The following is a 13,163-nucleotide window of genomic DNA, read 5'->3' as shown; positions in this document are numbered from 1 at the left end:
GCAACGGAGGGCATCGATGGATCATCGTACAAAAGGTTTCACGCTGATCGAGTTGCTGGTCGCGGTCGCGATATTCGTGATCCTGATCACCCTGGCGGTGCCTGCGTTCACCCGTTCGATACAGGGCAGCAAGGCCGATACCGAAATGGGCGACCTGCAACGGGCCATCAATTTCGCCCGTCTGGAAGCGATTGATCGAGGCGTGACAACGCGGCTGCGACCGACGGCTGGCGGCAGCGCTTGGACCGGCGAACTGTCGGTCTACGACAGTACTGGCAATCCGGCCAATGTGTTGCGGGTTGTTCCGGCGATGAGCAGCGGCGCGACTCTGACGCTAACCTTTGGAGTGACCGCGCTGGATTTCAACAACCTTGGCGGTCTGGCCGCACCCTCGACGGCGGTGGTCATCAGTTACACGCTGGGCACGCAAAGCAGGACGCTTAACGTGTGTTTGAACGGACGAATTCAATTGGGTGGAAGTTGCGGATGAGGCCAGGGAGCAAGTGCGTTCAGCAGGGCATGACACTGATCGAAGTGTTGGTCGCTTTGCTGATTCTGACGGTCGGGCTGTTGGGCGCGGCGGCAGTACAAATGAATGCACTGAAGTACACCGACAGTTCACGCATGACCAGTCAGGCCAGCTTCATCGCCTACGACATGATGGACCGCATCCGTGCCAACTCCGGCGCCGACTACACCGTCACGCCACCGACGTCAGGAAACCTCAGCGTTGCCCGGGATCAGGACCTCTACGACTTCACCACCAACATCGTCAACTTCGGCGGGCCGACCGCCACCGGCACTATCGCCCGCAATCAGCGGGTGTACACGATCACAATCAACTGGAATGACTCACGTGCAGCGAATGCCGCCGGCACTGCGCGCAGCTTTGTCCTGACCAGTCGCGCCACCGTAGATCCGGTGGCCACGCCATGAAGCGCCATAACCGCGGTTTCGGCCTTATCGAAATGCTCATCGCCCTGGCGCTCGGGCTGATCGTGGTGTTGGGAGTGGTGCAAACTTTCCTCGCTGCGAAGAATACCTACGTCAGCCAGAACAGTGCTGCCGCCATGCAGGAAGACGCACGCTTCGTGCTGAGCAAAATGATTCAGGAAATTCGCATGGTCGGGATGTTCGGTTGTCTGGGCACGATCACTGACTCCAGCACGGCAGGGGATTTCAGCGCTGTGCAAATTACGCCGATCAGTTGGGACAACGCCAATCTCAAGTTGACGCTGGTGACCGCTGACGTCGGCAGCGGTGGCGGCACTCCCACCTGGACTGTGGTCTCTGATTGCCGCAACAGCGCGACGGCCTATACCGGGTTGCGCAGCGCGGCGAGCGGACAAATCGCCTTCCCGATCCGGCGTCTTGTCTACAGCTTCAGCAACAACCAGATCCTGATGGGCACCGGCAGCGGCACACCGACCCAGCAGGTGCTGGTTAACAACGTCAGTGCCTTTAACGTGACGTTCGGTCTGGCCAGTTCCGCGACCGATGTCGCCGCCTCGACTTACAGCACCAACCCCAGCGATCCAGCACGTATTCGCAGTGTGCGCCTGAGCCTGACTCTCAACGATCCGAACAGTCGGGTCGCCAATCAAACCTTCAACGTGGTTGCCGCTTTGCGCAACCGCTTGCAGTGAGGGCCTGGGCGATGAGGATTTCTCTCCATCAACGTCAGACCCAGCGCGGCATGGTGTTGCTGGTCAGCCTGGTGTTTCTGTTGTTGCTGACAATGATCGGTCTGTCGTCTATGCAGAGCGCCAATCTGCAAGAAAAAATGGCTGGCAGTGTGAGCCTGCGCAACCAGTCGTTCCAGACCGCCGAAGCGGCGTTGCGTGTCGGCGAGAGCGCGGTGCAACTGGACAGCTACTCGTTGGCAGTTTGCAGCGGTACCACACAATGTGCGCCGCCGGCAGAGTCGTCGGTGGTCAGTGCGGCAGGACTCAATTCGACATCCGGCGTGACCTGGATCGCCGCCGGGAGCGGGTTTTATGGCGTGCAGAACATCGGCACGACGCTGACCGCCGTGAATGTGCCGAGCAACACCTCGGCGACGCTGTATCGAGTGACCGCTATCGGTATCGCCGGCACTTCGCGTAGCGTGGTGGAGAGTGTCTATGCGAAGTATTGAACGCTGTGGATCATGGCTGATCGGCATGCTGACGGCTTTGTATCTGTCGGCACCCGCCTATGCGTTCACGCCGTCGGATTCGCCGCTGCTGAGCGCTGCGGCAGTGGCACCGAATGTGATGCTTCTGCTCGACGATTCGGGAAGCATGAACACTATTATTTACGCCGCCGGATTTGATCCGAACGTCAAGCGTGCACCCGCGCGGCAGTGCAATGCCTTCCTCGGATTGTGCTCTGCGCTGAATGCCCCGCAGATCACCGGCGACACGGTGTTTCTATCGAGCCTGCCGACCTCCGGGTGCTCGGGGGGCGCCTATGCTTTCTACAACAATAGCGTGGCACCGTTGTGCCTGAAGCTCCCCGACCCCGTAGGCAATGAGAACACCCGTTATTCCGCCGATTACATTTCCTACATAGTCAGCCTGGCCACCAGTAACGGCACCCGGGACTTCACCACTGGAGCGATCCCCAACGATTACCGGATGAACGTAGCGCGCAACGTTTCCACCGCATTGGTGAGCAGCAACCGTGCCTTGCGCATGGGCCTGTCGACCTTCAACCCGGCCACCAGCAGCAACCCGGGCAATGGCGGTTTCATCGCCCGCTCGATCACCGATTTGTCGCCGGTCACCGGCAGCGTGACCCAGGCCCAGGCCGACGCTAACTACAACGCGCTGATTTCATCGATCAATGGCTTGAATGCGGTGGCCAATACACCGTTGGCCGAGAGCTATTACGAAGTCACTCGTTACATGCGTGGCCTGGCGCCTTACTACAACGGCACGCCGGCGACCTATACCAGCCCGATTCAGTACCGCTGCCAGAAAAACTACGGCGTGGTGATCACAGACGGCCTGCCTACTTACGATCGTACCTTTCCCACCAACGATCCTTTGGGCGGCAGCCGCTTGCCGAATTGGGATGGTGTGAATAATGACGGCGACAACCTCAACGGTGACGGTGAAGGCGATACGCTGTATCTGGACGACATCGCCAAGTTCGCCATTGACATCGACATGCGTTCGACCGGCAGCGATGCAGCAGGCAAGAGCTGGAACGCGGTGGATTTTCCCAAACAGAACATGAACACCTACACCGTGGGTTTCGCTGCTGACAACGACATGCTCTCGGACGCGGCGAGTTACGGGCAGGGCAAGTACTATCAGGCGACTGACGACACAGGCCTCAACGCTGCCTTGTCATCGGCGCTGAGCGACATTACCTCCAAGGCCGGTTCCGGCGGTGCCGGTGTCGTTAGCGGAACCACCTTGAGCAGTAACAGCAATTTCTTTCAGACCACCTATGACCCCAAGGATTGGCGCGGCACGATCAAGTCTTTTGGCTTCACATCGGCGGGGGCGCTGAACACGTCTGCTGCAATCTGGAGCACCGACACGACTATTGTGCCGGGTGCCACCGCACCGACTTATCAATCGTGGAACACTTCCAGCAACGCTGCTGTGACGCTGGCGTACGGTAACTTTTCCGCGGCGCAACAGACGACGCTCAGCCAAGGCCTACCCACCGGCATCACGGGTATCGATCTGGTGGAGTGGAGCAAGGGCACCAACAAAACCGGGCTGAAGGTACGCAGCGTGTTGTTGGGCGACATCATTAACTCGCCACTGGTGCTGGCATCGCCCTCGGACAAGACCGCCTCCGACCTGTCGGGCGACACTACCTACAGCACTTACCTGGCGACCAAGGCGACGAACATGAATACCAGTCTGGTGGTGAATGCCAATGACGGATTCGTCAACGTCATCAACTCGGCCAGCGGCGCCCGACGTTACGCTTACATGCCGTCCAGTGTGCTGCCTTCTCTGCGGCTGATTGCCGATCCGACCTACATCAACGGTGTCAGTCATAAGTTTCTGGTCGATGGCCAGGTCGGGGTGTTTGACGCCCAACTCAACAGCGCGTGGAAAACCTTGGCCATCGGTGGCACCGGTGCCGGTGGCAAGACGTTCTACGCGCTGCAACTGTTCGACGCGTCGGCCGGTAACGTTTTACGCGCGCTTTGGGAAGTCAGTGCGCCAACGACAGCAAATACCTCCAACGTTTTTAATGATTTGGGTTATGCCTACGCCCGGCCGGAAGTGGCACGCTTGGCCGATGGTCGGTGGGCGGCGTTCATTTCCAATGGTTATGGCAGCAACTCCGGCGTGGCGGCGTTGTACGTGCTGGATGTGCGCGATGGTTCGCTGATCAAGAAAATCGTGATCGACAGTTCGGAAACCACCAATGGTTTGTCGTCGGTGAAGCTCAAGGTCAATTCGCAAAATGTGGTGCAGGCTGCCTATGGCGGCGACTTGAAAGGGCGATTGTGGAAGTTTGATCTGAGTGCCACATCGACGGACAGCTGGAGCGTGGCGTTTTCCGGCAAGCCGCTGTTCACCACGGCGGGCGGCGCGACTCAGCCGATCACCGCGCAACCATTACTGGCGGACAATTCACTGGGCGGCAAACAGATCTTCGTCGGCACCGGTAAATTCAACGAAACGGCCGACAAGACCAACAAGGATCTGCAGGCGTTCTATTCGGTGTGGGATGCCGATGGCGGTTCGGGACAGCTCACCGTCAGCAGTTTGCAGGCGCAGGCGATTACCGGATCATTCTCTGGTAGCTCCGGGCAGTTCCTGACGACAACGCAGAATGACACGACCTATCCGGGGGAAAAGGGCTGGTATCTGCCGCTGGTGTATAACAACGTGCTGACCGGCGAGCGGGTCATCAATCAAGCGAACATCGTGCTTGGCCGTATCGTCTTCACCACGGCGAGTGTCGACACCACGGATCCCTGTGCGAGTCTCGGTACGGGCAAACTGGTCGAACTCGAGGCGTTCAGCGGTAAGATGCTCAACTACGCCGTGATCGACACAGGTTCCGACGGTCTGGTCGACAGCAATGACACGATCTCCAGCGGTGTGATATTCACTGGCGGCAATCCGACGGTGAACTTCATCTCCAGTGACGGGAAGCGCAAGGGAGTGACCGACTCCAGTGGCAACATCACCATCGTTGTGGAAAAGGGCGGCGGCGGTAGCCGTCGTATCATGTGGCGACAAATACAGTAAGTGAGAGTTTGAGGCATGCGCAGATCCAACCGAGGCTTCACCCTGATCGAAATCATGATCGTGATTGCGATCATCGGGATCGTCATCACCATTGGCTATCCGAGCCTCACCGAATACGTGAAGAAGGGCCGTCGCGCCGAAGTGGTGTCGCTGCTGTCGGAGCAGGCGCAGACCCTCGAACGGTTCTACACCAAGAACAATCTCTACACCGGCATCACGGGTCTGAGCGCCGGTAATGATTTCTACACCATTACCCCGACGATCACTGACCAGACCTTCCTGCTGACCGCCACCCGCAAGACGGGCACGGCCATGGCCACCGACAAGTGCGGGGACTTCACCCTGACCAACACGGGTGTCAGAAGCATGAGCAATGCGACTACCGGGCTGACCACCAAGGATTGCTGGGGCCGCTGAGGCGCTTCTTTCGGGCGCATTTTTGCGCCCACTGTCTTTTTTACGGTTGGATCAAACATGACCAGGCAACAGCAAGTGGTGATTGTCGGTGGCGGGGTGATTGGCCTGCTGACCGCCTACAATCTCGCCTCCGAAGTGGGCAGCGTGGTGCTGCTGGATCGCTCGAACGTCGGCCAGGAATCGTCCTGGGCGGGCGGCGGCATCGTTTCTCCGCTGTATCCGTGGCGCTACAGCCCGGCGGTCACAGCGCTGGCGCATTGGTCACAGGATTTTTATCCACAGCTCGGCGAGCGATTGTTTGCTGATACCGGGGTCGATCCCGAGGTTCACACCACAGGCCTGTACTGGTTGGATCTGGACGACGAAACCGAAGCGCTGGCCTGGGCTGAGCGGGAGAACCGGCCGCTGCGGGCTGTGGATATCTCGGCGGCCCATGACGCGGTGCCGGCACTTGGCGGTGGCTTCTCGCGGGCGATCTACATGGCTGATGTGGCCAACGTCAGAAACCCGCGTCTGGTGAAGTCGCTGAAAGCGGCATTGCAGGCGCTGCCGAACGTGATCATTCACGAGCAATCCGAAGTCAGTGGATTTGTCCGTGAGGGCGAGCGGGTGGTTGGCGTGGCGACTTCCAAAGGCGTGATCAAGGGCGATCAGGTAGTGCTGACGGCAGGTGCATGGAGCGGTGATTTGCTCAAGACGCTTAACCTGACGTTGCCGGTGGAGCCAGTCAAAGGCCAGATGATCCTCTACAAATGCGCGGCTGATTTCTTGCCGAGCATGGTGTTGGCCAAGGGCCGTTATGCGATTCCGCGTCGCGACGGGCATATCCTGATCGGCAGCACGCTGGAACATGAGGGCTACGACAAGACGCCGACCGATGTTGCGCTGGAAAGCCTGAAAGCCTCGGCGGTGGAGTTGTTGCCGGCGCTGGCGGAGGCCGAAGTGGTCGGGCATTGGGCCGGGTTACGTCCGGGTTCGCCTGAGGGGATTCCCTACATTGGTCGGGTGCCGGGGTTTGACGGTTTGTGGCTGAACTGCGGGCATTACCGCAATGGGCTGGTGCTGGCACCGGCGTCGTGTCAGTTGTTTGCCGATGTGATGCTGGGGCGGGCGCCGATTATTGATCCGGCGCCGTATGCGCCTGAAGGCCGAATTTAGCCGTGGATTTTCCAGGCGTCTATTAGATCGCCATCGCGGGCAAGCCCGCTTCCACAGTGTTCGTGGTGTTCATCGAATCCACGTACACGAACAAAACCTGTGGGAGGGGACTTGCCCGCGATAGGGGCCTCAATCCAGACCGAGTTTTTTCAGTCTGTAGCGCATCGACCTGAATGAAAGACTCAGCCGTTGCGCCGCGGCCGTGCGGTTCCAGCGGGTTTCCTCCAGCGCCTGCAGGATCAGTTTGCGCTCGACGCTCTCCAGGTAATCCTCCAGATTGTCGATCTGTGTCAAATCCGCAATCGCGCCATCCGCCGCGCAGTTGCCTTCGCTCAAGCGCAGGTCTTCAGCCTCGATCACGCGGTTCTCGCACAAGGTGTGCGCGCGTTCGAGAACATTCTCCAATTCCCGCACATTGCCCGGAAAGCGATAATTTTTCAGCGCTTCCAACGCCTGCGGATGCAGGCGCGCAGCTGGTTGCCCGGTGTCTTTGGCCAAGCGCTGGAGCATGTGAGCCGCCAGCACTTCAATGTCATCGCGGCGCTCGCGCAGCGACGGTACACGCAACTCAATCACGTTGAGTCGGTAATACAGATCCTGGCGAAAACGCTCGGTGGCAACTTCTGCATCGAGATCCTTGTGCGTGGCGCAGAGTATTCGTACATCAACCACGGTTTCCTGCTGGCCGCCAACGCTGCGCACGGCTTTTTCCTGAATCGCCCGCAGCAACTTGACCTGCATCGAGAGTGGCAAGTCTGCCACTTCATCAAGAAATAACGTGCCGCCGTGTGCGGCCTGAAACAGCCCCGGCTTGTCCTCGATCGCGCCAGTGAAACTGCCTTTGCGATGACCGAAAAACTCGCTTTCCATCAGCTCCGAAGGAATCGCCCCGCAATTGACCGGTACAAACGGTTGGCCGGCACGCGGACCTTGTTCGTGAATCAGTCGCGCAACCAACTCTTTGCCGCTGCCGGATTCGCCGCTGATGTACACCGGTGCCTGACTGCGAGCCAGTTTGTCGATTTGTTTGCGCAGCGTGCGCATCGGTAATGAATCGCCAAGCAATCGTCGATCAATCGAGACAGAAACGCCGCCCACCGCCGGCATGCGCAGCGCTGTTGCGACCAGTTCGCGTAATCGTGTCAGATCCACCGGCTTGGTGAGAAAGTCGAACGCGCCGGCCTTCAGCGCGTTGATCGCCGTTTCGAGGCTGCCATACGCGGTAATCATCGCCACCGGCAACTGGGGATAACGGTGCTGGATGTGCTGCACCAGTTCCAGCCCCGTGCCGTCGGGCAGGCGCATGTCGGTCAGGCACAGGTCAAAGGCCTCGCGCTGCAGCAACGCTTGGGCTTCGCCAAGATTGCGTGCGCTGAAGGTGTCGAGTTTCATCCTTCCCAGGGTGATTTCGAGGAGTTCGCGGATATCCGGTTCGTCGTCGACGATGAGGACTTTTTGCCGTGGGCTCATGTTCAACTTTGTTTCCGTCCGTGAGCAAAGGTGATGCGAAAGCAGCCGCCGCCTTGGCGTGATTTGAAGTCTAGGCGCGCCTGGTTGCTTTCGCACAGCTCACGGGACAGATAAAGCCCAAGGCCGGTGCCTTGGCTGCTGGTGGTGAAGAACGGTTCGAACAGATGAGCCTGTTCATCGAGCGCCACGCCGGGGCCGTTGTCCTGCACTTCGAGCACTGCCAGTTGGCTGTCGAGATCCATGAACAGGGACAGCCAGACTTCAGCATGCTCATGCAGCAGGGCGCTGTGGCGCCAGCCGTTGCGTACCAGATTGTCGAGAATTTGCGTGAGTTGGTTGGGGTCCATCAGGGTGGTGAAGTCGCCCGAGTTGATCCGCAGATGAATCTGCTGGCGCTCGGTGGCCTGTTCGCGGCTTTCGGCGACAAAGTTTTCCAGCCACGGCTTTAGATCCAGCCGTTGCGGCGCGCTTTGCTGGCGACGGGACAGTTGCAGGACGTTTTCGATGACTCGGTTCATGCGTTGGGAGTGATCTTGAATGATCTGCGTCAGACGCCGATCCGCGCCATCGAGTTCCTCGGATTCCCCCAATAGCTGTGCGGCGTGACTGATGGCCCCCAGCGGATTGCGAATTTCGTGAGAGATACCGGCGGTCAGGCGCCCGAGCGCGGCGAGTTTCAGTTGTTGGGCCTGTTGGGCGATTTGTGCGAGGTCTTCGAGAAACACCAGTGTCTGTTGATTGGGGCTCTGTTTGAGGGCGATGAAGCTTGGCTGCAGTTCCAGGCCGTTGCCGGGGATTTTCAGGCTTTGCGGGCGCAGGGTCGGGTTGTTCATCCACAATTGCAGGCGATCGACTAGCGCGGGTGAATAATCGTCGATCAAATGGCCTTGAAGGTGCGACTGCGCGAGCAAGGTCTGGGCGCTGTGATTGGCCAGTTGGACGCGGCGCTGTTCGTCGAGCACCAGAATCCCGGTGCGCATGCGTTGCAGGATCAGCGCATTGAGGGCTTCCAGGCCGACCACTTCGCTGGCCCGCTGCTCAGCCAGGGTTTCACTGACTTCAAGACGCCGGATCAGCCCCTGCACCAGTAACGAGGCAGCAAAACACAAAGCACCGAGGGTGCCCGCTTGCAAGTATTCATTGGCGCTCAGCGGATGACTGAAACTCAACAGGAAGCTCAGGGCCACAATGCCAAGCGCTGCAATAGCAGCAATCAGCAGGCCGATGCGTCGGCGCAGCAGGGTGTTGCTGATCGCCACCGAGACCACCAGCAAATTGCCGAAGGCGCTGGCGACTCCGCCCGCCGCAAAGAACAAACCGCACAGCAGCAGCACATCGACAAGGGCCAAGCTGAACAGTTGCGCGGGCCGCCGGGTGTTTTCAAGAAACACTACCAGAAGAATGTTCAGCACCAGATACAGCCAACTGCCGCCGCGCAGCAGATCGTCGTTGGCCGACGTCAGCAGGCGGTTGTCCATGTTGCTGGAGATCAGCAGCACCAGCGTGATGCCGACACTTAAACGGTAGAGATGATAAAGGCGCAGCAGACGCTGAGCCTGTTTGCTGTCGGCGTTGGCGGCCTCAGCGATCACTGGAACCAGGGCCTTGCTCAAGATGAGCCTGGCTGCAATACCACTGTTGTTGAAGGTTCAGCGCGCGGTCGCGGGGCAGGTGCACGCCGCAATGGGCACAGCGCACCATCGGCGCGGCGTCTTGCTCGCGGGAAGATTGTGCGGATGAGGCGGGGGTCTTGAATTTACGCCACAACCATATCGCAGCGAAAATCAGGGCAATCCAGAACAATAAACGAAGCATGATGAGCGGCTTTTCGACTGATGATCCGGCAGTTTAGCCAAGGACATGACAAGCGCACAGCCTATTAAAGCGCGGTCATGAAAAAGGGAGATCCGAAGATCTCCCTTTTCTGTGCATCCGGTGTGATCAGTCGAACACGCCGAAAGTCATGTAGCTGAACCAGGAGCGGTCGGTGTCGCTCGACTCAGGCTCCGGCTCCTCGATCACGTCACCGTTCTCGTCTTTAGGCTTGAGCTCGTTCGGGATCGCGTCTTTCGCATCCTGGAACTGCTTCTGCACGTCCTGGTTGGCGCGGGTCTCTCCCGGCGGCAGCGGTGGACGCGATTCGATCAGACCCAACGTTGCCTTGCTCAGGAACGAACGGTTATCAGCTTCAGCAACCCTTGGCACGAACTGGCCATCTTGCAGGCTCGGGTGGTTCGGGTAGTTGAGCTTCAGGGTTTCCAGGCTGCTGGCCGCCAGTTCGTCCAGGTGCAGACGCTGGTAGGCTTCGGTCATCACCGCCAGGCCGTCGCCGACCGATGGGGTTTCCTGGAAGTTTTCCACGACATAACGGCCACGGTTGGCGGCAGCAACGTACGCCTGACGGGTCAGGTAGTAGTCGGCCACGTGGATTTCGTAGGCCGCCAGCAGGTTGCGCAGGTAAATCATGCGCTGCTTGGCGTCCGGCGCGTAGCGGCTGTTCGGATAGCGACTGGTCAGCTGGGCGAACTCGTTGTAGGAGTCGCGGGCAGCGCCCGGGTCACGCTTGGTCATGTCCAGCGGCAGGAAGCGCGCCAGCAGGCCGACGTCCTGGTCGAAAGAAGTCAGACCTTTCAAGTAATACGCGTAATCCACGTTCGGGTGCTGCGGATGCAAACGAATGAAACGCTCGGCGGCGGACTTGGCAGCTTCCGGTTCGGCGTTTTTATAGTTGGCGTAGATCAGCTCCAGCTGTGCCTGATCGGCGTAGCGACCGAACGGATAACGCGACTCCAGAGCCTTCAGCTTCGCTGTGGCGCTGGTGTAGCTGTTGTTGTCCAGGTCAGTCTGAGCCTGCTGATACAGCTCGGCTTCGCTGAGGTTTTCGTCTACGACTTCCTTCGATGAGCAAGCAGCGGTCAATGCGAGGATGGCGATCAGCAGCAGGTGTTTCACTTGCATGGCGGCTTGCGTCCCTATGACGGCCGCTGTCTTGGGCGGGGCCGTCCTGTTATGATGAGCGCCCCGTTGAAAAGCCTCGGGGCAAAAGACGCCGTATTTAACCACAAGCGCGCAGCCGAAACCAAAAGCTGTGCCGACGCACAGTCAGAGCATGTCCGATAAAATTGAACTTCGCGCAGAGGTGCCGTCCGAATTGGGCGGCCAACGCCTCGATCAAGTCGCTGCCCAACTCTTCGCAGAGCATTCCCGCTCGCGCCTTTCCGCCTGGATCAAAGAAGGTCGCCTGACTGTGGACGGGGCGGTCATCCGTCCTCGCGACATCGTGCATGGCGGTGCCATCCTTGAGCTGACTGCCGAGCAGGAAGCCCAGGGCGAGTGGATCGCCCAGGACATCGAGCTCGACATCGTCTATGAAGATGACGACATTCTGGTGATCAACAAGCCTGCGGGCCTGGTGGTGCATCCGGCTGCCGGTCACGCCGATGGCACCTTGCTCAACGCCTTGCTGCACCACGTGCCAGACATTATCAATGTTCCGCGCGCCGGTATCGTGCATCGTCTGGACAAGGACACCACCGGTTTGATGGTGGTGGCCAAGACCATTCAGGCGCAGACAAAGCTTGTGACTCAATTGCAGAGTCGCAGCGTGAGCCGGATCTACGAGTGCATCGTGATTGGCGTAGTGACCGCCGGCGGCAAGATCAACGCCCCGATTGGCCGTCACGGTCAGCAGCGCCAGCGCATGGCGGTGATGGAAGGCGGCAAACCAGCCGTCAGTCACTACCGCGTGCTGGAGCGTTTCCGTTCCCACACCCATGTACGGGTGAAACTGGAAACCGGTCGTACTCACCAGATCCGCGTACACATGGCGCACATCAACTTCCCGTTGGTCGGCGATCCTGCGTATGGCGGTCGTTTCCGCATTCCGCCTGCTGCGAACCTGAACATGGTCGAAACCCTCAAGAACTTCCCGCGGCAGGCCCTGCACGCGCGTTTCCTTGAGCTCGATCACCCGACGAGCGGTGAGCGCATGAGTTGGGAATCGCCGTTGCCGGAAGATTTCGTCTGGCTGCTGACCCTGCTCAAGCAGGATCGCGAGGCCTTCGTCGGATGAACTGGCTGACGCCGGACTGGCCTGCGCCGGCCAGCGTCAGGGCCTGTGTCACCACCCGCGAGGGTGGTGTCAGCGAGGCGCCGTTCGACAGCCTCAATCTGGGCGATCATGTTGATGACCGCCCGGAAGCAGTCGCCGAGAACCGCCGGCGTCTGACTGATCACTTCTCTATAAAGCCTGCCTGGTTGCAGCAAGTTCACGGGATTGCCGTGGCGCATGCTGATCCATCTGTCGTTGCGACAGCCGATGCCAGTTGGACTGCCACTCCTGGAGTTGCCTGTGCGGCAATGACGGCCGATTGTTTACCGGCATTGTTCTGCGACCGCGCCGGTACTCGCGTGGCAGCGGCGCATGCCGGTTGGCGTGGTCTGGCGGCGGGCGTCCTCGAAGCCACACTCGACACGCTCGATGTGCCGGCAGAAGACGTGTTGGTCTGGCTCGGTCCAGCGATAGGTCCGCATGCCTTTGAAGTCGGTCCGGAAGTTCGGGAAGTCTTTATCAATCAATTGCCCGAAGCGGCAACAGCCTTTGTCCCCAGTCACAATCCCGGCAAGTTCATGGCTGACATCTATCAGCTGGCGCGCCTGCGTCTGGCAGTTCGTGGTGTCACTGCGGTGTATGGCGGCGGTTTCTGTACCGTGACCGATCCGCGCTTCTTCTCTTACCGCCGTGCGTCGCGCACCGGTCGCTTTGCCTCCCTGGTTTGGCTCACCCGCTAAACTGTCTGATCTGCATCAACTGCCCGCCGCTTGAATCTTGCAGAATCGACCGCATCTACAGTGGTATCTGGCAGGTTTCTTTATTCAGGATGGTTTTAGGTCCGGCCTGCTCAA

The 13,163-nt window shown here is 59.4% G+C and carries 13 protein-coding genes; 9 read left to right on the top strand and 4 right to left on the bottom strand.

Translation table 11 applies throughout. From position 1 onward, the window contains the following. Positions 1 to 16: 16 nt before the first annotated feature. The 7 genes from PSH79_RS23575 to thiO are packed head-to-tail and all read left to right on the top strand — an operon-like array spanning position 17 to position 6,788. Positions 17 to 490, top strand: a complete 474-nt coding sequence (locus PSH79_RS23575; RefSeq protein ID WP_305439876.1) for a GspH/FimT family pseudopilin — start codon at positions 17 to 19, stop codon at positions 488 to 490. Beyond that, the gene (pilV, locus tag PSH79_RS23570; RefSeq protein ID WP_305439874.1) at positions 487 to 936 is read left to right on the top strand and encodes a type IV pilus modification protein PilV; all 450 of its coding nucleotides are present in this window, start codon (positions 487 to 489) and stop codon (positions 934 to 936) included. Before PSH79_RS23575 ends, pilV begins: the two co-directional genes overlap by 4 nt. Beyond that, positions 933 to 1,646, top strand: coding sequence for a PilW family protein (locus PSH79_RS23565; protein WP_305439872.1), 714 nt, complete (start codon positions 933 to 935; stop codon positions 1,644 to 1,646). Before pilV ends, PSH79_RS23565 begins: the two co-directional genes overlap by 4 nt. An 11-nt stretch (positions 1,647 to 1,657) precedes the next feature. Continuing rightward, positions 1,658 to 2,137, top strand: coding sequence for a PilX N-terminal domain-containing pilus assembly protein (locus tag PSH79_RS23560; protein ID WP_305439871.1), 480 nt, complete (start codon positions 1,658 to 1,660; stop codon positions 2,135 to 2,137). Continuing rightward, a complete protein-coding gene (locus tag PSH79_RS23555; RefSeq protein ID WP_305439870.1) occupies positions 2,124 to 5,213 on the top strand; it encodes a pilus assembly protein in 3,090 nt (1,029 codons plus the stop codon). Before PSH79_RS23560 ends, PSH79_RS23555 begins: the two co-directional genes overlap by 14 nt. Positions 5,214 to 5,228: 15 nt before the next feature. Next, the gene (locus PSH79_RS23550; RefSeq protein ID WP_305439868.1) at positions 5,229 to 5,630 is read left to right on the top strand and encodes a type IV pilin protein; all 402 of its coding nucleotides are present in this window, start codon (positions 5,229 to 5,231) and stop codon (positions 5,628 to 5,630) included. Positions 5,631 to 5,687: 57 nt separating this feature from the next. Further along, positions 5,688 to 6,788 carry a glycine oxidase ThiO gene (gene thiO, locus PSH79_RS23545; RefSeq protein ID WP_305439867.1) on the top strand — a complete coding sequence of 367 codons (1,101 nt, stop codon included), beginning with the start codon at positions 5,688 to 5,690 and terminating at the stop codon, positions 6,786 to 6,788. Between the two features lie 129 nt (positions 6,789 to 6,917). Here the strand turns inward: thiO and PSH79_RS23540 are convergent, their stop codons facing one another. The 4 genes from PSH79_RS23540 to PSH79_RS23525 form a co-directional block, all read right to left on the bottom strand. Beyond that, positions 6,918 to 8,258 carry a sigma-54 dependent transcriptional regulator gene (locus tag PSH79_RS23540; RefSeq protein ID WP_305439866.1) on the bottom strand — a complete coding sequence of 447 codons (1,341 nt, stop codon included), beginning with the start codon at positions 8,256 to 8,258 and terminating at the stop codon, positions 6,918 to 6,920. A gap of 2 nt (positions 8,259 to 8,260) precedes the next feature. Then, entirely contained in the window at positions 8,261 to 9,850 is a 1,590-nt protein-coding gene (locus PSH79_RS23535; protein WP_305444071.1) for a PAS domain-containing sensor histidine kinase, read from the bottom strand. Then, on the bottom strand, positions 9,840 to 10,073 hold the full coding sequence (locus tag PSH79_RS23530; RefSeq protein ID WP_305439865.1) for a PP0621 family protein: 234 nt from the start codon (positions 10,071 to 10,073) through the stop codon (positions 9,840 to 9,842). The genes PSH79_RS23535 and PSH79_RS23530 overlap by 11 nt, the downstream gene beginning before the upstream one ends. Positions 10,074 to 10,199: 126 nt before the next feature. Next, positions 10,200 to 11,216 carry an outer membrane protein assembly factor BamD gene (locus PSH79_RS23525; protein ID WP_187679215.1) on the bottom strand — a complete coding sequence of 339 codons (1,017 nt, stop codon included), beginning with the start codon at positions 11,214 to 11,216 and terminating at the stop codon, positions 10,200 to 10,202. Between the two features lie 151 nt (positions 11,217 to 11,367). Here PSH79_RS23525 and rluD point away from each other — a divergent pair, with 151 nt between their 5' ends. Together rluD and pgeF are read left to right on the top strand one after the other, a co-directional pair. Beyond that, positions 11,368 to 12,330, top strand: a complete 963-nt coding sequence (gene rluD, locus PSH79_RS23520; RefSeq protein ID WP_305439864.1) for a 23S rRNA pseudouridine(1911/1915/1917) synthase RluD — start codon at positions 11,368 to 11,370, stop codon at positions 12,328 to 12,330. Next, a complete protein-coding gene (pgeF, locus tag PSH79_RS23515; RefSeq protein WP_305439863.1) occupies positions 12,327 to 13,049 on the top strand; it encodes a peptidoglycan editing factor PgeF in 723 nt (240 codons plus the stop codon). Before rluD ends, pgeF begins: the two co-directional genes overlap by 4 nt. The last annotated feature ends 114 nt before the right edge of the window (positions 13,050 to 13,163 follow it).

Source organism: Pseudomonas sp. FP2196 (assembly GCF_030687715.1).
Lineage (GTDB): Bacteria > Pseudomonadota > Gammaproteobacteria > Pseudomonadales > Pseudomonadaceae > Aquipseudomonas.
This window is presented reverse-complemented; position numbering and strand designations above follow the sequence as displayed.